Here is a 17,459-nt window from a genome sequence, read left to right on the forward strand (position 1 = left end):
GCTCCCAAAAGGCGAAATCTCTAAAAATCATTGAACCTGAGCTTTTAGCGGCTCTTTATTTTTTCAGACTACCAGGCAATGCGAACGCTCAAAGCGGCAGAAGGAATTTTTGAAGCAATATCGTAGCTTCCGCTCACTGTAAGATTCAGGAACAAAAGGTCAAGCCCAAGTCCTCCAAAAACCTGCGGATACACAGAAAATCCCGAGGAGCTTCCGCCGAATGACGATGGAAGAATTCCCCAATTCAATGCATCGCTCAATTCACCAACACTTCCGTCAGAAATAATATTTGTCCAGTCGGCTGACACCTTCCAGTCCACAGAAGTCTTTGAGAACAATGCGCGGCCTCCGACAAAAGGCACAAGGCAAAGAATCTTCAGAGAAGCCTGTGTATTCACCATGAATGTAGTAGACTTAAAGTCAAGGCTTGCCTTTGCATTGTCATCATCCACATCAACTCCGCCCTTTGTGTAATAGAAGCCAGCTCCCACAGACCATTTTGGAAGCAGGAAGCCGCCCTGTAAAATCGCATAACGGATATCAGCTCCCAGTGTAAAGAACTCGATTGCAACAGGGTCGATATTCTCATCAATAGAATCTATTTTAGAAGTATCTATTGACATAGCGGTAATGCCGATATCAAAAGGAAGAATAATTCCTCCAAGACGGGCATCCACAGTAATTGTAGGGAAAATCAAGGTATCTTCTATATCCTTGATTTCGTCAATTCCAAGCGCAAGAGCCGCATCCTTCAAGCCAGAAATATCAAGCGCAGAACCTCCTGCATTAACACCGGCTCCAAAATGAAATCCCGGGAACAGTTTTCCTATCCAAGCCTCGGCATACACATTCTGCTGCGCCTGTGAATTAGGAATTGAATCAACAAGCTCATCACAAAAATCATCTATTCCATCTTTTGTAACAGAAAACGGCCTGTCGGTTTTCAAATATCCCTTGCTAATAATTTCACTATAAGCATCCATAACGGCGCTTGCAGCGCTCTGTACCTTACCTGAAGAAACCCCTTCATTCTTCAATATTTTGCTGATTTCATCTTCACGGCCAGCAACCATTTTATAAACATCCTCAGGAAGCTCAACTGTTACAGAGTCATCACTACAAGTAACTGTAAAACTCACTGAAAAAGCGCTTCCCATCGCAAGCAAACACAAGCCGGACAATACAGCAATCTTCTTTAATCCTTTCATCATAAGTCTTTCTCCTTGCAGCTTTCATTTCTACAAAATCCAGAAATGACACTTGGCATCAAATGCCAATCAGCGCTTTCTTAAACTTTTCAGAGCTGCCACAGTTCATTTATACCATAGTTTTACAAGCAAGTCAAAAAAAATGCTGTAAAAACAACCGCGTTTTTACAGCACCAGATTTTACCGGCTCTTCATGCCGTTGACTTTTTCAAGACGCGCAAGAGCTTTTGCCTCTGCTTCGTCGGAATCTTTTTTCAGTTTTTCCACAACCGTATTTATATTGTTTACCATATAAACAGGCTGAAGGGTTGCATCCAGACAGTCGCGCCACAGCGAGCTTTCCGGGTCTACGATATTTCTCTTCAAAGTCGCCATCGAAATAGGAATATGGACATACTTGTCATGCACAAGTCCAATCACAATTTTTGTTTTTCCAGCCATTGCAGCATGAACCGCATTGTTTCCGAGCCTTTCGCAGTAAATGGAATCATTTGCAGTTGTAACAGCAGCGCGGACTTCGTATCCAGGATCGATATATTTCAAGTTGATATGAATCTTCTTTGAAGCAAAATACTCTGTAATCCTGTCGCGCAAATAAACTCCGATATCCGCAAGCTTTTTGTTGCCGGAAGCATCAGTCTGATTTGTAGAAGTCAGAAGTTCCTGGCCTGCTCCCTCTGCAACAACAATTACAGCATGGTGACGCTCATTCAGCCTTTCCTCAAGATGGGCGAGCAAACCGTTCGGTCCGTCCAGATCAAAAGGCACTTCTGGAATAAGACAGAAATTCGCTTCGTGGCTTGCAAGGGCAGTTGCAGTCGCAATAAATCCAGACTCGCGTCCCATAAGCTTAACAAGTCCGATTCCGTTAATCTGCGAATGTGCCTCCATGTGAATTGAATTTACAGCCTGGGTTGCCTTCTGAACAGCTGTTTCAAAGCCAAAAGAGCGGTCTATAAACTGAAGGTCGTTATCAACAGTCTTAGGAATTCCAACAACTGAAATTTTAAGACCGCGGCGGTCAATTTCATTGGCAATGTCAAGCGCGCCTCTCTGAGTTCCGTCGCCGCCGATAATAAACATCATGTTTATTCCCATACGCTCAATGGAATCTACAATATCAGAAGTCCTGTCGCCACCGCCGCGAGATGTTCCCAGGAAAGTTCCTCCGATTTTATGAATAGCGTCAACATTATCCGGATTAAGGTCGATTGTATCATATCCCTGCTCTGCAAAAAATCCCTTGTAGCCGAACTGAATTCCCTTGATTCTGCGCACACCATAGCGATTCCAAAGGCAGCGCACAACAGCGCGTATAACATCATTAAGTCCCGGGCAAAGACCGCCGCAGGTGCAGATTCCAGCAGTCACATGGGCCGGATTGAAATAAATATACTCACGGGGGCCTGCTTTTTCCATGAAGCCTGATTTTTCATCAAAGGATTCCTCAACGCCTTTATATACATTTACCTGGCGGCGAACATAGGAATTGTCCGTAACATAAGCTGCGCGGAAATTTCCATGCTCCAAAGAAAGCTCAATCGGAGACTTTACCTTGCACTCTCCCAAATTTTCCACTGAAAAATCATATTTCATTGTTGCCATAGCAAACCTCATACCTTGGAATAAAAAACGCAAAAATACGCATATATAAAAATACATTCAAATAGTAAAAAATTCAATATGTATTTAGGAAGTGATTAACAGATGTGCAAGCAATCATCACTTTCTTGCCGTTTTTTGCAGTTTTTTTGAAATCTAAAAAACAGCCGCCGCACGTCTTTTCTGCGCTTGAAAGAAATTCAAAAGTTATATATAATATTTTATCTGATTTATATCCCTCACCGCGGCAAAGATTGGTGAGAAAATCACCATGGTGAATAGGAGTAAAAATTATGGCAACTAGAAGAAATCCTCGTTTTAAGGAATGTAGAAGACTTGGAGTTAATGTCTGCGGTCATCCAAAGGCAATGAACAGAGCAAATGACCCGGCTTTCAAGAAGACAAAGAAAACTTCTGAATACGGAAAGCAGCTTTGCGAAAAGCAGAAGGTAAAGGCCTACTACGGAATTCTTGAGCGCCAGCTTCGCCGTTACTACGACATCGCTTCAAGAAAAGAAGGAAAGACCGGTGAAAATCTTATTGTAGGACTTGAAACACGCCTTGACAATCTTGTTTACCGCATTGGCTTTGCAAATTCAATCCGCATGGCACGCCAGGTTGTTTCACACGGACACGTTCGCGTTGACGGAAAGAGAATCAACATTCCTTCTTTCCAGATAAAGCCGGGACAGGTTGTAACACTTTGCGAAAAGGCTCAGAAAAATGAGCAGTTCAAGACTTGCTTCCTCAATGGAAACAGACGTCCGCTTCCTTACATTGAAGTTTCAGAGGAAGGCTTCTCTGGAAAACTTATCATGATGCCTAAGCGCGATGAAATTCCTGTAGAAATCAACGAGCAGCTCGTTGTTGAATTCTACTCTAAATAATGGGAAAGCCTAAAGACTTTAGTTTTTAGAGTTTTCTAATTATATTTCAACTTGAACAGAAACCGCCTTTCGGGGCGGTTTTTTTTATACCGGCGGCGGCAGTGATTATTTAATTACTAAAAAACTGCGGTCAATATTTGCAGGTTGCGCAGAAAATTCCGTTCTTGATTACTATTGAATAGATAAGCGCAAAAAGCTGTGTTTCTTCAAGCGCGCTGCCTGTTTCCCTGATTGAAATGTCTGTTGAAGAAAGAAGGGCGAGTATTGAGGATGCCGCTCCCTGGCTCCAGATTTTTGCGGCCTTTGAATATTTTGCCTGTGCGCGTTTTCCAGCGAATCCCGAAGCCTTTAGCTCCGCCTCTGAAACGTTTTTTTCGCCTGAATGTAAGCTGTGCCACAGCCTCAGCTGCCTGAAGCAATAGGTAAGCCCCGCAATCAGCGCAATTCCGTTGGATTCCTTGGTTGAGCGGATTTTTTGAAGTATCTCAAGCGCGCTTTCCAGACGCTGCTGGGGACTCTTTTCATTTTCCGCCATCGCATCAAAAAGCGTAAAGGCGCTTTCTTCCCTGTTGTGGGAAAGTATTTTTTCAACGTCCGCGGCAGTTATCTCTGTTCCCTTTTCAAAGCAGAAAAAAAAGCGGGAACATTCGGACTTCAGTGTTTCAGTGTTGTTTTCCACCATCTCAAGAATCTGCTCGACTGCATCCGGCGAAACTGAAAATCCGTTTTTCCTGAAAAAGCCTTCAACCCACTGCGGCTTCCTGTTTTCGAACATTTCCCAGAAAATTTTCCTGTGGCCGGAAGGAACTGCGATTTCAATTCTTTTATCTATGGAATTCTCGTCAGAAATGAGCACCAGTGTATTCGGGGAATTTTCCGCGGACTTTATCCATGAAACGAGGACATCGATGTCGGACTTCTGCTTTATCTGCTCTGCATTCCTGAGCGTTATAAAAAGCGCCGGGGAAAAAAGGCTTGCATTCTGCAGCTGCGCAACAATGTCTTCAACGCGGATATCGGCGGCATAATACTTATACTGCTCGATGCCGTTGTTTTTTTTTGCGGCGGCTTCCCTGATATTTTCTATTGCCTCGTTTTTTTCTCCGGCTTCAGGGCCTGTAAAAAGGTAAACTTCAGGTTCTGTCATTTCAGTAGGTTCTTACAATTCCTGCCAGCACTCCGGCTATCTGAATGTCCTGTGCATAAATCGGCTGGAAATCAGGATTTTCGGGCTGGAGGCGGATTCTTTCTTCCTCGCGGTAAAAACGTTTGAGTGTAATTGCATTGTCTACAACTGCGACGATAATCTGCCCCTCAGTCGCGATTTCCGCCTGCTCTATTATCGCAAGGTCGCCGTCAAGTATGCCCGCATTCATCATGCTTGCTCCGCGGACATGAAGCGCAAAGTAATTCTTGCCGGGGCGCACGAAAGGCTCAGCGATGTTCACATAGCCATCAAGATTTTCCTCACACAAAAGCGGTTTTCCGGCAGCAATGGTTCCAAGCAGCGGCACTCTTGCCAAAAACGGCTTGGTTTCCCCCAGCTCTTCCTCTCTAAGCACACGGATTGAACGGGAGCGTTTCTGGCACTGCGAAAGATAGCCTTTTTTCTGGCACGCCGCTATATGGTCCTGGACAGCCCTCAGGGAAATTCCGAAATTATCTCCTATCTCGCGGACTGTCGGAGGATATCCATTTTCATTTGTGAACCTGGCTATGAATTCCAGAACTTCCTTCTGCCGGTCTGTGAGATTTTTCATTGGCTACTCCTCTTCAAATTTTGCCTCGAACAAATGGAAAATAGCATCGGCTGCTTCCTGCTCATCGGCGCCTTCTGCCCGCAGTGTTATATTCGTGTTGTATCCCGCCGCCATTGTGATAACGCCCATGATTGATTTTGCATTCACGGTGGTGGTATCTTTTTCAAGAATAATTTCCGATGAAAACTTGTTTGCTGTCTGGGCAATCAGGGCTGCTGGCCTTGCATGGATTCCCGCGCGGTTTCTAACTGTAAGAATTTTCTCTGTCACAGTGCACTTCCTTTATCTTTATTTTTTGACTCAGTACGAGTCTTCCTTGCCGTAGTAATCTCTTTGGGCCGCTCCGGTTTCTATCCAGCGGAGAATATTCTGGTTGAATTCCTGCGCGGAATAATATCCCATGGTTTTAAGCCGTTCGTTCATTGCGGCGGCTTCTATTATAATAGGGAGGTTCCGTCCTGGCTTAACCGGGATTTCTATTATCGGAATTTTCACTCCCAGAAGCTCTATGGTTGTTCCGTTCGTTCCTATGCGGTCGTAAACTTTTGTCTGGCTCCAGGCTTCAAGCTTTATAACCATCTGGACTTCCTTCTGCTCTCTGATTGCTCCGACTCCGTAAAGCTGAGCGATGTTTATAATTCCAAGTCCGCGGATTTCCATGTGGTGGCTTATAAGCTTGTTTGCGCCCTGCCCGATTATGGAATTTCCATTCACGCACCTGATGTCCACAATATCATCCGCAACAAGCCGGTGCCCGCGCTCAACAAGCTCCAGCGCAGTTTCGCTTTTTCCTACGCCGCTTTCTCCGATGAGAAGAATTCCAACGCCGTAAACTTCAACAAAGACCCCGTGGAGCGTTTTTCTGGGAGCAAAAATATTTGAAAAGACCCTGAGAAGCCGCTGGGAAAAATCAGTTGAAGTCAAATCCGTCTGAAGAACTGCGCACCTTGAAGATTCCGCCACAGACAGAAAAAATTCCGACGGCTTTATATTGTAGCCAAAAACAACGCACGGCATTTCATAAGTAAAGAATTTTTTTATAAGGTCAAATCTGCCTTCGGACTCAAGCTTTCTAAGATAAGCTGATTCTCCCTTGCCAAAAAGCTGAACGCGCTCATAGGCAAACGATTCGTAAAAGCCTGAAATTGCAAGCCCCGGGCGGTTTATGTCGGACACCGTGATTTCCCTGCAAAGCCCAGATCTTCCTGCAATGCATGTCAGATTCAAAGACTCCTGGCCTTTTAAATCCAGGTCAAGAAGATCTAATACTGTGATTTTTTTATCCGACATATATATAGTATACAGCTATGAGTAAATAAACTCAATATAGAAAACACCAAAAAATTCAGTAAAAACATGAATTCTTTGATAAGAATGAATTTCCGCAGGGAATTTTTCTTAGAAGGATTTCGGTGCCTTCATGCGCCGCCGCTAACGCCGTGTTTTTATGGGAGCGTCCAATGAAAGGGAAAAAAAACGAATGGTTTGAAAACGAGAATTTCTGGCTGAAATATGCGCCTGTAATGTTTGACGGCCAGCAGTGGGCTCAGGCAGCCGGAATTGCAAAATCTGTCTGCTCGCTTGCGGAAGTCGGAATCGGAAGCTCAGTGCTTGATGTATGCTGCGGGCCTGGAAGAATCAGCGTGGAGCTTGCACTGCTCGGGCTCAAGGTTACCGGAGTTGACATTACGCAGCCTTTTCTTGATGCGGCGGCGGAAACTGCGGCGGACGAAGGAGTTTCCATTGAGCTTGTAAACAGGGATATGCGCGCCTTCAGTTCAAGAAAAAAATTTGACGCGGCGGTAAACATCTACAATTCATTCGGATACTGCGACAATCCCCGTGATGACATGAAAATTCTTCGCAGAGTGAGCCAGTCGCTAAAAAAGGGCGGCGCATTTGTGCTTGAATGTATAAGCCGCGAAACTGCGGTGCGGTATTTCACAGAGGGCGAATGGTTTGAGCGCGCAGGAATGACGGTGCTGACAGAATTCAAAGTGTCAGGCGCATGGGAAGGACTTTCGTCAAAATGGATTCTCATAGAAAAGGACGGAACAAGAACCGAACATGAATTTGTACAGCGGCTTTATTCTGCTCCACAGCTGCGTGACATAATGCTTGAATGTGGATTTTTTTCCGCGCAGATATTCGGAGGATTCAACAGAGAGCCTTACGACCAGAATGCAAAGACAATGGTTATCGTGGCGAAAAAATAATTTTAAGGAACAGAAGTTCGACCGGGAAGCCAGAATCCGAACATTGAATTTTCTGTGTTTAATGCGCATTTTTTTTATTTTTCAGGCAATATTAAAGTTATGGCTATGTCCTGAAATAAATTGGTAAATAAATTTGATGCTTGGCAAAAACACACTATGTTATAGCGATAAAACATAGTAGGAATAAACTTGTTTTTACCGGGACAAAGCAGCAGAAGGTTTATAATATTTAAACTGAAATGGGGAACTTATGAAAAAATTTATGTATCTTACTACCGGGGAAAATAATAGTCTGATAAGCGTAAATCCTTTTGTTGAACCTAAGGATTATGACAATGAAAGGAAAGACGGTTGGCTCTTCTCGGAGAAAGAACTAAAAGATTATCTGGAAAAATTGTAAGCTTTTAGCGATGGTCTTTAGCAGACAAAACCCAAGCGTCATCATCATAAGATTCTAAGTTATCTACAAAAAATTCCATGGAGGCGCGCATTGGACAACGAGGATTTAAGCGAAGATTCAGACAGACTTTTGGAGGCGGCTCGGAAAGCTTTTAAAATTCAGAATTTTTATCCGTGGCAGCGGATTGTGGCGGAGCGAATTCTGGATGCTGCAAATCCGCAAAAAAATGTATTCCGGGACGAAGCCTGTTTTTGCGGCCGGCAGATTGTGCTTCTTCCGACCGGCTTTGGAAAATCCCTGTGCTTTCTTGCGCCTGCGCTTGTGCTTGAAAAACCCACGCTGGTGATTTATCCTCTGCTCGCCCTTGTTTCTGACCAGAAGCGGCGCATGGATGAAGGCGGAATCAGCTGCGTTGTTTTTCAGGGCGGACTGAGTGAAGATGAAATTGAACAGAATTTTCTCCGCATAAAAAAAGGCGCAAAAGTTATAGCGGCAACTCCTGAAATTCTTGGAAATCCGCGGATTCTCACAAGGCTGAGCAGCTTTGGAATTTCGCATATTGCGATTGACGAGGCGCACTGCGTAAGTGAATGGGGCGACACTTTCCGGCCGGCATATCTGGAGCTTGGAAACATTATCAAAAAAATAAATCCCCCGGCAGTCACGGCGTTTACCGCAACTGCATCTGACAGTGTCCTTGCAAGAATTTCCGAAGTTCTTTTTGATGGAAAGGCAGATGTCATCCGAGGCGGAAGCGACCGCCCGAATATACATTATACGGTTTCGCAATGCTATGCAAAAAGGCGGACAGCATTTACGCTCGCCCTGACCGCACAGAAGCCGGTGATAATTTTCTGCGGAACACGCTCTGAGTCTGAATACATGGCAAGGGAGCTTTCGGCTTTCTGCGGAAAAGAAAAAGTCCGATTTTATCATGCCGGAATGCCGAAGGAGGAAAAGCTCGAAGTTGAACGCTGGTTTTATCCGCGCACTGATGCTGTTCTGTGCTGTACCTGCGCATTTGGCATGGGTGTGGACAAAAAGAACATACGCACTGTAATTCATCTTGATCCCGGCTCAAGCGCAGAATCCTATGCACAGGAATCAGGTCGCGGCGGAAGAGATGGAGAGCCTGCGGAAGCGATTCTTTTATGGAGCTTCAATGACCACAAAAAATTTTCAGAATTTTCAGAAGACGACAGAAGAAAAGCCATTCAGCATTTTGCAGAAAGCACAACATGCCGCCGACAGGTTCTTCTGGATGCATTGAACGCAGAGCAGGCGGCATGCTGCGGCTGTGACATCTGCAACGGCAAAAAAAACGCGGATATTCCATTTGACGCGCAGGTTATCATGGACATTGTAAGAAAAAATCCCGGCCGCTTTACCGTGGAAGAATTGGGACAAGCGGCAGTTTTCGAACTGAACCGGGAAAGCAGAAAAAAAATTCCAGTAAACACCTACGAACATTCTGATGCGGACGAAATCATAAAACAGCTCAGGGACAGAGAGTACATCCGCATGGGCAAAGGAATATTCAAAGGCCTGGTTTTTCCTGGCTTGAAAAATAAAGCTCGGATTCTAGACCGGTTACGGCAAACCATGAAGAAGGGGCTTCTATCCAATATTTTCTGAACACATTCAGAATTTCCTGGGCGGTCGTTTCCCTGAGCTGCTCAAGTTGTTTTAGGTCATAGTCAATGTCGCCGAACTGAAGAAGATTGTAGCTCAGTATCGACACAAGCCCTGCGCTTGTCTGCTGGCTCTGGTATGTCTGGTTTATATACGAATTCTTGTAGCTGTCCAGATTCTGGCTTATCGTAGAAAATTCGTAGTCGCCGCTGCCGCTGATTTTTTCAACAATCCGTCCTTCAGCCATATAGGTTCGGGCCTCCTGCAAAGCTTTTTCAAATCCAGCAAAGTCTGACACCTTGAACAGATATTCGCTTCCGTATGGAGCCTTTGAGCCTATCACATAGCTCTGCGGTGAATAGCAGATTCCGTAATGTTCCCTTACAACATTAAAGAGAATGTCGGTGTAAATATTTCCTGCGAGAATGCACGGAATAAAATCACGGCTGCTGTTCGGAGGCGATGCAAAAATTCTTGTGATGTAAGCTGTTCCCTCAGCGGAAGGATGGCGGAGAATGACAGGCGGATTTTCCCTGATACTGAGGGGAGGTATATCCGCGCGCGTCTGTTCTGCCCCGGAAAATTCAAGTTTTCCAAGCGATGAATTCAGTGTTTTTATAAGATAATCCGAATCAACTTTTCCTGACACAACGATTGAAAAATTTCCGCTCTTTATAAGATTTGCGTGATGCTGCTTGAGATTTTCCACCGTGATATTTTTTATTGAGCGCGGTGTTGCAAATGTTGTCGCCTCATAAGGATGACCTTTATACGTCTGCTCCAGAATTGTATACGACAGAAGCGAAGTCGGATTGTTGAGCATGCTCTGAATTTTCTGGTTCAGATTGCTGATTGTATTTTCGTATTCATTCTTCTTGAATTCAGGATTTAAAAAACCGTCAAGAAAAACGGGCAGCATTTTTTCAAAGTGCTTGTCCATTGCGCTCAGATAAAGTGCGCTTCCCGACAATTTGGAAAAATATCCGATGCTGGAATTTGTGGAATAGGCAAGCTTCGTGCGTTTTTCGTACGAAAACTTTTTTGACGTTTCAGACATAAATGAAAACAAAGCAGTTTCCAGCCCGGAAGTTTCCGGTGTAAGTTTTTCAACGCCGCCGGGACACAGAATCGCAGCGGAAATAATCCTGTCGCTTGTCTGGTTTATAAAAACAGGAATTCCGTTTTTCAGTTTTTTTACTTCAATGTTCCGCATTGCAGAGATGCTGCTGGAATTTTTTTCCTGTGATTTTCCGGGAACATAAATATTTTCTTCAGATATTTTTGTTTTCTTGAACTCCACAGGCTTTGATTCACACTGAAATTTTTCTTCCTGCCACCATGATTTTTCATCAGGCTGAATTTCATAGAATGAAGAATCCAAAAATTCCGCGCGAGTTTTTTCATAGACAGCAGGATTTAAAAGAACACTCACAAGCGGATTTTTTTTTGTAAAATATTTTTCCGCAACTCTCTTCACATCGTCCTGCGAAACTTTTGCAAGATTTTCATAATAACTGAAAAAATAATCCGTGTCCGTATTTATCCACCAGCTTCTAATCGATGCCAAAAGTCCGGACGGTGTTTCCGTGCTTCGTGTGTAGCTGTCCTTCATCTGCTCGATGATTTTTGATTTGTACGAATCAGTGAAGAATTTTTTTTCTGACACAATTTTTGGAATAATTGAATTTTGAATTTCGTCAAGGAATATTCTTGCGCGCTCCGCCGGCATTGTTTCAGCATCAGAGGCAATCGTTCCGAATTCAAGAAGCCCGTTCGCACGCACTGTTGCATACTGCGCCCATGAATTGTTGAAATCCGAAATTTTCAGCGACTTGTTTTTATAAAGCCCCTGTATATAGTCGCTTCCCGGCTCTGACATGAGTGACATAAGATAGTCGACGGCATAAGTATCCTGAATATCAAAATCAGCATCAGGCCCCCTGAACTGAACCATAATCTGCATAAGTTCCGGCGTGAGTTTATCAAAAGGCATCACACAGTACTGCGGAGCAGAAAAAGGCTGGGTGTTTTGCTGGACTGAATTTTCCGGCATAGAATTTCCGTTGTTGCTCCATGTGCCGAAAATTTTTTCAGCAAGCTCAAAGGCCTGATCCGGAATTATATCTCCGCCTATGAAAAGGGCAGCGTTTGACGGAATATAATATTTTTCCTTTATTTCCCTGAGCTGCCCGGATGTCGCATTCCTGACTGCCTCAAATGAGCCTGACGAGTCGACCTTGTATGGCGCATCAGGGAAAAGATTTTTTGAAAGATAACTGTAGAAAATTTTTGAGGGGTCTGACTTGCCGCCTTCAATTTCAGAAAGCACAACTTTTTTTTCGTTTTGAAGTTCATGCTCATCAATAAGCGGAGAGCGGATAGCGGCATTCCAAAAGGCAAGACCTTCCTCCAGTTTGGCTGACGGCACTGTAAAAAAATAATTCACATGGTTTATGCCTGTAGTTCCGTTCCAGCTTGCGACCCCAAGATTTGAAAGCGCCCTGTTCACGGAGGCCGCATCCTTATACAGGCTGTTGCCCTTGAACATCATGTGCTCATACAGATGAAAAAGTCCGGCTGTCTGCGGTGTCTGTGTCACGGCTCCGGCGCGGATTGCAATTTCAATATAAACAAGCGGAACAGTGTGGTTTTCCGCAATGAAAACAGTCAGGCCGTTTTCCATTTTATATTGATGCAGATTTTCTATTGAAGTTTTTTCTGCATAGACAAAATGAACAGCAAGCAGAAGCGCAAAAAATGCGGCAAGTCTGATATTTTTTATAATTTTCCTCATGCCTTTATTTCAATGAATTTCAGGCAGATTTTCAAGATGGCCATGCAGAAAAAACAAACCTCCGGGAAAATTAAAGCACTTTGTATCCTGCTTTTTCTACGGCGGCTTTGATTTTGTCGTCGCTGATTTCCTTTGACAGTGTCAGAACGACTTTTCCTGTTTTGTGGTCAGGAGCTGCCTGGACAATGCCATTCAGTTTTTCAAGAGCTTCCTTTACATGCGCCTCGCAGTGTCCGCACATCATTCCTTCAACATTAATTGTTTTTTCAAGTGTTTCCATGGAAACCTCCTTTGTATTTTCTTTGAGCTTAAAAGCTTTCTCTTTTTTTGAAAGTTTATACGGATTGAAAAAATTCAGCCTGAGCGCATTTGAAATCACGCAGAAACTTGAAAGGCTCATTGCGGCGGCGGCAAACATCGGATTCAAAAGAAGCCCCAGTGAATTGTAGTAGACTCCGGCGGCAAGAGGAATTCCTGCGACGTTATAAAAAAACGCCCAGAATAAATTTTCATGGATATTTTTCAGTGTCGCCTTGCTGAGCCTGACCGCAGCAGGAATATCAAGAAGCGTATTTTTCATAAGCACAACCTCTGCCGATTCTATTGCTATATCGCTTCCTACTCCGATTGCTATTCCTATATCTGACACAGCAAGAGCCGGCGCATCGTTGATTCCGTCACCTGCCATAGCGGTTTTTCCAGTAAGCTTCAGCTGCTTTACAGCATCCGCCTTCCCCTCGGGGAAAACTCCGGCCTTTATTTTTTCTATGCCGCATTTTTTTCCTATGGCATTTGCTGTTCTTTCATTGTCGCCTGTGAGCATGACAGGTGAAATTGACAATGCCTTCAGCTGGGAAACTGCGGCCGCGCTGTCATCTTTTATTTTATCAGCAACGCATATCATTCCAATGACTTTGTTCTGCCTTGAAAAAATCAGCGGAGTTTTTCCGCAGGATGAAAGGCTTTCCGCTTTTTGCCTTATGCTCGACACGTCTGCATTTTTTTCTATGAAGGCAATGCTTCCTGCAAAAAATTTTTCATTGCCGATGGCGCACGAAATTCCGCCGCCCGTAATAGAAGCAAAATCTGAGGTTTCAAAAAATCCGCTGTCTTTAAATTCAGATGCGCTGTAAAAATCCACAACGGCTTTTGCAAGAGGATGCAAGCTTTTTAATTCTATTGAAGCCGCGGTCTTTAAAAATTCCTGAAGCTCTATGCTGTCTTCTGTTATAACATCGGTAACTTCCGGTTCCCCCATTGTAATTGTACCGGTCTTGTCCAGCGCCACGTTTTTTATTCTGCCGGTTTCTTCAAGCGCGGCGGCTGTTTTAAAAAGAATTCCGTTTCTTGCTCCGACTCCGTTGCCGACCATAATTGCTACAGGTGTCGCCAATCCAAGCGCACACGGACAGCTTATTACAAGAACGGAAATTGCCCTGGACAATGCAAAGCTGAATTCAGCTCCCAAAATATTCCAGACGCAGAATGTTGCTATTGAAATAAAAATAACGGCAGGCACAAAAACTCCGCAGATTCTGTCGGCTGTTTTTGCAATGGGCGCTTTTGTTGCTGCGGCTTCGCTTACAAGTTTTATTATCTGTGAAAGAGTTGTGTCTTCTCCAACTCTTGAAGCCCTGCATTTCAGAAAGCCGTTGAGATTTATTGTAGCCGAGCGGACTTCGCTTCCCTGCATCTTGTCAACAGGAATACTTTCCCCAGTAAGAGCAGATTCGTTTACAGATGATTCGCCTTCAATGACAATTCCGTCAGCAGGAATAGATTCGCCTGGCTTTACAGCAAAGATGTCGCCCTTCTTCAATTCTTCGATTGGAATTTTTATTTCATTGCCGTCTGCTGTTATGACAGTCGCGGTTTCCTGGGCCAGTTTCATAAGGCTTTGCAGCGCGCTTGTGGTTTTTCCCTTTGAAATAGACTCAAGCATTTTGCCCGCCGTGATAAGCGTCACAATCATTGCCGCGCCTTCAAAATAAAAATTTTCCATGCACTGCATAATTTTCAGCTCATCATTTTTTACAGCCGCATCTGTCATAATAAAAAGCACTGCAAGGCTGTACACAAATGAAATTCCCGAGCCAAGCGCAACAAGAGTATCCATGCTGGAAGCCTTGCGCACAAAGGCCTTGAAGCCGCTTATAAAAAAATTCCTGTTAATAAAAAGCACTGCAAGCGAAAGCAAAAGCTGAATTATTCCCATCGCAATGTGGTTTCCATTCAGAAAAAAAGGAAGCGGCCAGTTCAGCATCATGTGCCCCATGCTGAAATACATAAGCACTGCCAAAAATCCAAGGGAAAATATTAGGCGTTTTTTCTGGCTGGAAATTTCTGAATTATTTACAAGGCTGTCCGGCTTTTTTGCGGCGCTGTCTTTCTGTTTTGAAAATACCCTGGCACCGTATCCGGCATTTTCAACTGCCCTGATAATGATGGAGCTGTCTGCGCTTCCTTCTACCGCCATTGAATTTGTAAGAAGGCTTACAGAACAGCTTTTTACGCCTTCCAGTTTTGACACAGCTTTTTCTATTCTGGCTGAACATGCTGAGCAGCTCATCCCTGAAATTAAAAATTGTTTTATATTCACCGGCAGCTCCTTTTTAGAATCAATGAAAATAAATTCAAACCGCTTCTAATGCCAAGCATTACTTTCAAATTCATGCGTCCAGAAAAATTCAGATTACTTCATAAGCTTCTGGAGTGTCTGGACAAGATCATCGATAACTTCATCATTTCCATTTTTTATGTCGCTTACAACACAGTTTCTTATATGGCTTGCAAGAAGCTCTTTTGTAAATGAATTGAATGCAGCCTGGCACGCTGAAACCTGAATCAGGATGTCCGTGCAGTATGCATCACTTTCGAGCATTTTTTTTATGCCGTTCACCTGTCCGTCAATGCGGTTCAGTCTGTTTATAAGTTTACGAAGTTCCTCAGGAGAACGCTTCCTTGTTTTTTTTGAGCAGCATGATTTTTCGTCTTTCATGTCATATTTCTCCAATAAAAATTCCTGTTTTAAAATATACCTTATCGGGGTATATGTCAACAATGGATTTCTGTGAAAGCTTTAAAACAAAAAGGTATGCCCGTAAAAAATGTTGCCGTTTAGTTGACAATTAGAAAATTCGCACTATGTTAAATAAATGGAGATTTTTGTTTGAATAGATAGTTTTACAAGGTAAAGTAGCGGAAAGTTATAATATTTAAACTGTAAATTGGAGATTGTATGAAAAATAATTATTTCTTTACAGTTGGAGCACCTACAACGGAAGAACGAAACTTTATCATGTTTTATCGGGAGTCTTCATTAACAGAAGAAGAAATTTCTACAAGAACACTTGCAAATTAAATGTAAAATCGGTCGCTTGTAGTGGAGCCAATTTTCGATGTGTTACATTAATCTGATTTACTAAAATTGACTGTAATAAAACTTGTAAAAATCTGTTGATTTCTTGATGGCATTCATTTTGAAGAAGAACGGCTTCGTAAATCTTTTTATAGAATTGTTCAGTTATTTCAATCATGTGTAATTAGCTAATGCTTAAACCAAGCTATGTATGATTAGCAACATTATTTACGGACATAGCAAACAAAAAAATCCCGCAGAGTATATTCCACTGGAATTTCTGCAGGATTATTTTCAGAATTGCCTTTCAGGAAAAACTGAAATTTCGGGCTTGACCTGTTCAGTATTTTGCTAGTTGAAAATCGGTCTTACCCTTGTTACATCTTTTATTGAAGAAAGGCTGTTCAGAGTTTGCTCTGTTACCTTGCCCGCAACGTCGATTATATTGTAGGCAACTTCGCCGCGGTTCTGGTTTACCATTCCTTCGATATTCAGATTTGCCTCTCCAAGAATTGTTGTAAACTGCGCCACAAGTCCCGGTTCGTTTTTGTGGCTTATGCAAAGTCTGGTGCCGCCGCTTGGAATAGGATTGTCGGTCGTAGTCTTTGGAAAATTCACGCTGTTTTTAATGATTCCGCTTTCAAGAAAATCACGAAGCTCTTTTACAGCCATTACAGCGCAGTTGTCCTCGGCTTCAGGAGTTGAAGCTCCAAGGTGCGGAAGACATATAACCTTGTCGCATGCTATAAGCTCTTCTGCAGCAAAGTCTGTGACCATGCACGAAATTTTTCCGGCTTTGATTGCAGCAAGAACATCCTCGTTGTTCACAAGACCGCCGCGGGCAATGTTTATAAGCTTTACGCCTGTCTTCATGTTCTTGATTGTGTTGGCATTCACAAAGCCCTTTGTGTCGGGAGTTTCAGGAACATGGAAAGTAAGATAGTCAGCTTTTGCAAGAAGCGTGTCCAGCGTTTCAGCGTGCGTAACCTGATGGTTCAGGCTCCATGCAGCATCAACTGAAAGGAACGGATCGTAGCCGATAACATTCATGCCAAGCTCAACCGCTGTGTTTGCAACCTGCGCTCCGATTGCGCCAAGCCCGATAACACCGAGCGTTTTTCCTTTCACTTCCTGGCCGATATAGTTCTTTTTTCCCTTTTCAGCAAGAGTCGCAATTTCCGCGCCTTTTCCGGCAAGGGAATTCACCCAGCTGTTTGCGGCTATAACAGGACGGCTCGCCATCAAAAGCCCGAGAATCACAAGCTCCTTTACAGCGTTGGCATTTGCACCCGGTGTATTGAAAACAACAATTCCCTTCTGAGCAAGATCCTTTACAGGAATATTGTTCACTCCTGCGCCAGCGCGCGCCACAGCCTTTATGCTATCGTCAATATTCATGGAAAGCATATCATGGCTGCGCACAAGAATCGCATCGGGCTTTACAATCTCGCTTGCAATTTCATATTCGTTGCGCGGAAAATTATCAAGTCCCACCGCGCTGATTCTGTCCAATGTCTGAATTTTAAACATTTTCCACCTCGATGATTTTATGCGTTTTCTGCGGCAAATTTTTTCATAAACTCAACAAGCGCCTTTACGCCG

Annotated in this window: 15 protein-coding genes; 5 read left to right on the top strand and 10 right to left on the bottom strand. The window is 43.6% G+C overall.

The window, feature by feature from the left end; all coding sequences use genetic code 11:
• Nucleotides 1-68: 68 nt before the first annotated feature.
• Together ACI4L0_RS02300 and ACI4L0_RS02305 are read right to left on the bottom strand one after the other, a co-directional pair.
• Entirely contained in the window at nucleotides 69-1,211 is a 1,143-nt protein-coding gene (locus tag ACI4L0_RS02300; protein ID WP_439798550.1) for a hypothetical protein, read from the bottom strand.
• Between the two features lie 177 nt (nucleotides 1,212-1,388).
• Nucleotides 1,389-2,813: an ATP-dependent 6-phosphofructokinase gene (locus ACI4L0_RS02305; RefSeq protein WP_439798551.1), complete on the bottom strand. Its 1,425-nt coding sequence runs from the start codon at nucleotides 2,811-2,813 to the stop codon at nucleotides 1,389-1,391.
• A gap of 290 nt (nucleotides 2,814-3,103) precedes the next feature.
• On the opposite strand from ACI4L0_RS02305, the gene rpsD reads away from it, so the two are divergent.
• Nucleotides 3,104-3,697, top strand: a complete 594-nt coding sequence (rpsD, locus tag ACI4L0_RS02310) for a 30S ribosomal protein S4 (protein ID WP_439798552.1) — start codon at nucleotides 3,104-3,106, stop codon at nucleotides 3,695-3,697.
• A 130-nt stretch (nucleotides 3,698-3,827) separates the two neighbouring features.
• On the opposite strand, the gene holA is transcribed toward rpsD, so the two are convergent.
• From holA to hprK, 4 genes are read right to left on the bottom strand one after another with little or no spacing between them, the layout of a single operon-like run.
• A complete protein-coding gene (gene holA, locus ACI4L0_RS02315; protein WP_439798553.1) occupies nucleotides 3,828-4,844 on the bottom strand; it encodes a DNA polymerase III subunit delta in 1,017 nt (338 codons plus the stop codon).
• Between the two features lies 1 nt (nucleotide 4,845).
• Nucleotides 4,846-5,457: a transcriptional repressor LexA gene (lexA, locus tag ACI4L0_RS02320; protein ID WP_439798554.1), complete on the bottom strand. Its 612-nt coding sequence runs from the start codon at nucleotides 5,455-5,457 to the stop codon at nucleotides 4,846-4,848.
• 3 nt (nucleotides 5,458-5,460) lie between these two features.
• Complete coding sequence (locus ACI4L0_RS02325) at nucleotides 5,461-5,727, bottom strand: HPr family phosphocarrier protein (protein ID WP_439798555.1); 267 nt, start codon at nucleotides 5,725-5,727, stop codon at nucleotides 5,461-5,463.
• A gap of 30 nt (nucleotides 5,728-5,757) precedes the next feature.
• Entirely contained in the window at nucleotides 5,758-6,747 is a 990-nt protein-coding gene (gene hprK, locus ACI4L0_RS02330; protein ID WP_439798556.1) for an HPr(Ser) kinase/phosphatase, read from the bottom strand.
• Nucleotides 6,748-6,917: 170 nt separating this feature from the next.
• Between hprK and ACI4L0_RS02335 the strand changes: the two genes are divergently transcribed.
• The 3 genes from ACI4L0_RS02335 to ACI4L0_RS02345 all read left to right on the top strand — a co-directional run bounded on the left by ACI4L0_RS02335 (nucleotide 6,918) and on the right by ACI4L0_RS02345 (nucleotide 9,708).
• Entirely contained in the window at nucleotides 6,918-7,673 is a 756-nt protein-coding gene (locus tag ACI4L0_RS02335; protein ID WP_439798557.1) for a class I SAM-dependent methyltransferase, read from the top strand.
• A gap of 250 nt (nucleotides 7,674-7,923) precedes the next feature.
• Entirely contained in the window at nucleotides 7,924-8,073 is a 150-nt protein-coding gene (locus ACI4L0_RS02340; protein ID WP_439798558.1) for a hypothetical protein, read from the top strand.
• Between the two features lie 90 nt (nucleotides 8,074-8,163).
• On the top strand, nucleotides 8,164-9,708 hold the full coding sequence (locus ACI4L0_RS02345; protein WP_439798559.1) for a RecQ family ATP-dependent DNA helicase: 1,545 nt from the start codon (nucleotides 8,164-8,166) through the stop codon (nucleotides 9,706-9,708).
• Here ACI4L0_RS02345 and ACI4L0_RS02350 read toward each other — a convergent pair.
• The 3 genes from ACI4L0_RS02350 to ACI4L0_RS02360 all read right to left on the bottom strand — a co-directional run bounded on the left by ACI4L0_RS02350 (nucleotide 9,611) and on the right by ACI4L0_RS02360 (nucleotide 15,497).
• Entirely contained in the window at nucleotides 9,611-12,499 is a 2,889-nt protein-coding gene (locus tag ACI4L0_RS02350) for a M16 family metallopeptidase (RefSeq protein ID WP_439798560.1), read from the bottom strand. The two genes, ACI4L0_RS02345 and ACI4L0_RS02350, sit on opposite strands and share 98 nt — an antisense overlap.
• 70 nt (nucleotides 12,500-12,569) lie before the next feature.
• On the bottom strand, nucleotides 12,570-15,098 hold the full coding sequence (locus ACI4L0_RS02355) for a heavy metal translocating P-type ATPase (protein ID WP_439798561.1): 2,529 nt from the start codon (nucleotides 15,096-15,098) through the stop codon (nucleotides 12,570-12,572).
• Nucleotides 15,099-15,191: 93 nt separating this feature from the next.
• The gene (locus ACI4L0_RS02360; RefSeq protein WP_439798562.1) at nucleotides 15,192-15,497 is read right to left on the bottom strand and encodes a metal-sensing transcriptional repressor; all 306 of its coding nucleotides are present in this window, start codon (nucleotides 15,495-15,497) and stop codon (nucleotides 15,192-15,194) included.
• Nucleotides 15,498-15,737: 240 nt separating this feature from the next.
• Between ACI4L0_RS02360 and ACI4L0_RS02365 the strand changes: the two genes are divergently transcribed.
• Nucleotides 15,738-15,860 (top strand): hypothetical protein, encoded by a 123-nt coding sequence (locus ACI4L0_RS02365; RefSeq protein ID WP_439798563.1) that lies wholly within the window; start codon nucleotides 15,738-15,740, stop codon nucleotides 15,858-15,860.
• 348 nt (nucleotides 15,861-16,208) lie between these two features.
• On the opposite strand, the gene ACI4L0_RS02370 is transcribed toward ACI4L0_RS02365, so the two are convergent.
• Complete coding sequence (locus ACI4L0_RS02370) at nucleotides 16,209-17,387, bottom strand: phosphoglycerate dehydrogenase (RefSeq protein ID WP_439798564.1); 1,179 nt, start codon at nucleotides 17,385-17,387, stop codon at nucleotides 16,209-16,211.
• Nucleotides 17,388-17,459: the final 72 nt, after the last annotated feature.

The sequence above is a fragment of the Treponema sp. genome, from assembly GCF_051883275.1.
In the GTDB taxonomy this organism is placed as follows: domain Bacteria; phylum Spirochaetota; class Spirochaetia; order Treponematales; family Treponemataceae; genus Treponema_D.

Bases quoted from the DNA above. Each gene is read 5' to 3' on its own strand.
- ACI4L0_RS02300 (WP_439798550.1), bottom strand. From the start codon at position 1,211: ATGATGAAAGGATTAAAGAAGATTGCTGTATTGTCCGGCTTGTGTTTG.
- ACI4L0_RS02305 (WP_439798551.1), bottom strand. From the start codon at position 2,813: ATGGCAACAATGAAATATGATTTTTCAGTGGAAAATTTGGGAGAGTGC.
- rpsD (WP_439798552.1), top strand. From the start codon at position 3,104: ATGGCAACTAGAAGAAATCCTCGTTTTAAGGAATGTAGAAGACTTGGA.
- holA (WP_439798553.1), bottom strand. From the start codon at position 4,844: ATGACAGAACCTGAAGTTTACCTTTTTACAGGCCCTGAAGCCGGAGAA.
- lexA (WP_439798554.1), bottom strand. From the start codon at position 5,457: ATGAAAAATCTCACAGACCGGCAGAAGGAAGTTCTGGAATTCATAGCC.
- hprK (WP_439798556.1), bottom strand. From the start codon at position 6,747: ATGTCGGATAAAAAAATCACAGTATTAGATCTTCTTGACCTGGATTTA.
- ACI4L0_RS02335 (WP_439798557.1), top strand. From the start codon at position 6,918: ATGAAAGGGAAAAAAAACGAATGGTTTGAAAACGAGAATTTCTGGCTG.
- ACI4L0_RS02340 (WP_439798558.1), top strand. From the start codon at position 7,924: ATGAAAAAATTTATGTATCTTACTACCGGGGAAAATAATAGTCTGATA.
- ACI4L0_RS02350 (WP_439798560.1), bottom strand. From the start codon at position 12,499: ATGAGGAAAATTATAAAAAATATCAGACTTGCCGCATTTTTTGCGCTT.
- ACI4L0_RS02360 (WP_439798562.1), bottom strand. From the start codon at position 15,497: ATGAAAGACGAAAAATCATGCTGCTCAAAAAAAACAAGGAAGCGTTCT.
- ACI4L0_RS02365 (WP_439798563.1), top strand. From the start codon at position 15,738: ATGAAAAATAATTATTTCTTTACAGTTGGAGCACCTACAACGGAAGAA.
- ACI4L0_RS02370 (WP_439798564.1), bottom strand. From the start codon at position 17,387: ATGTTTAAAATTCAGACATTGGACAGAATCAGCGCGGTGGGACTTGAT.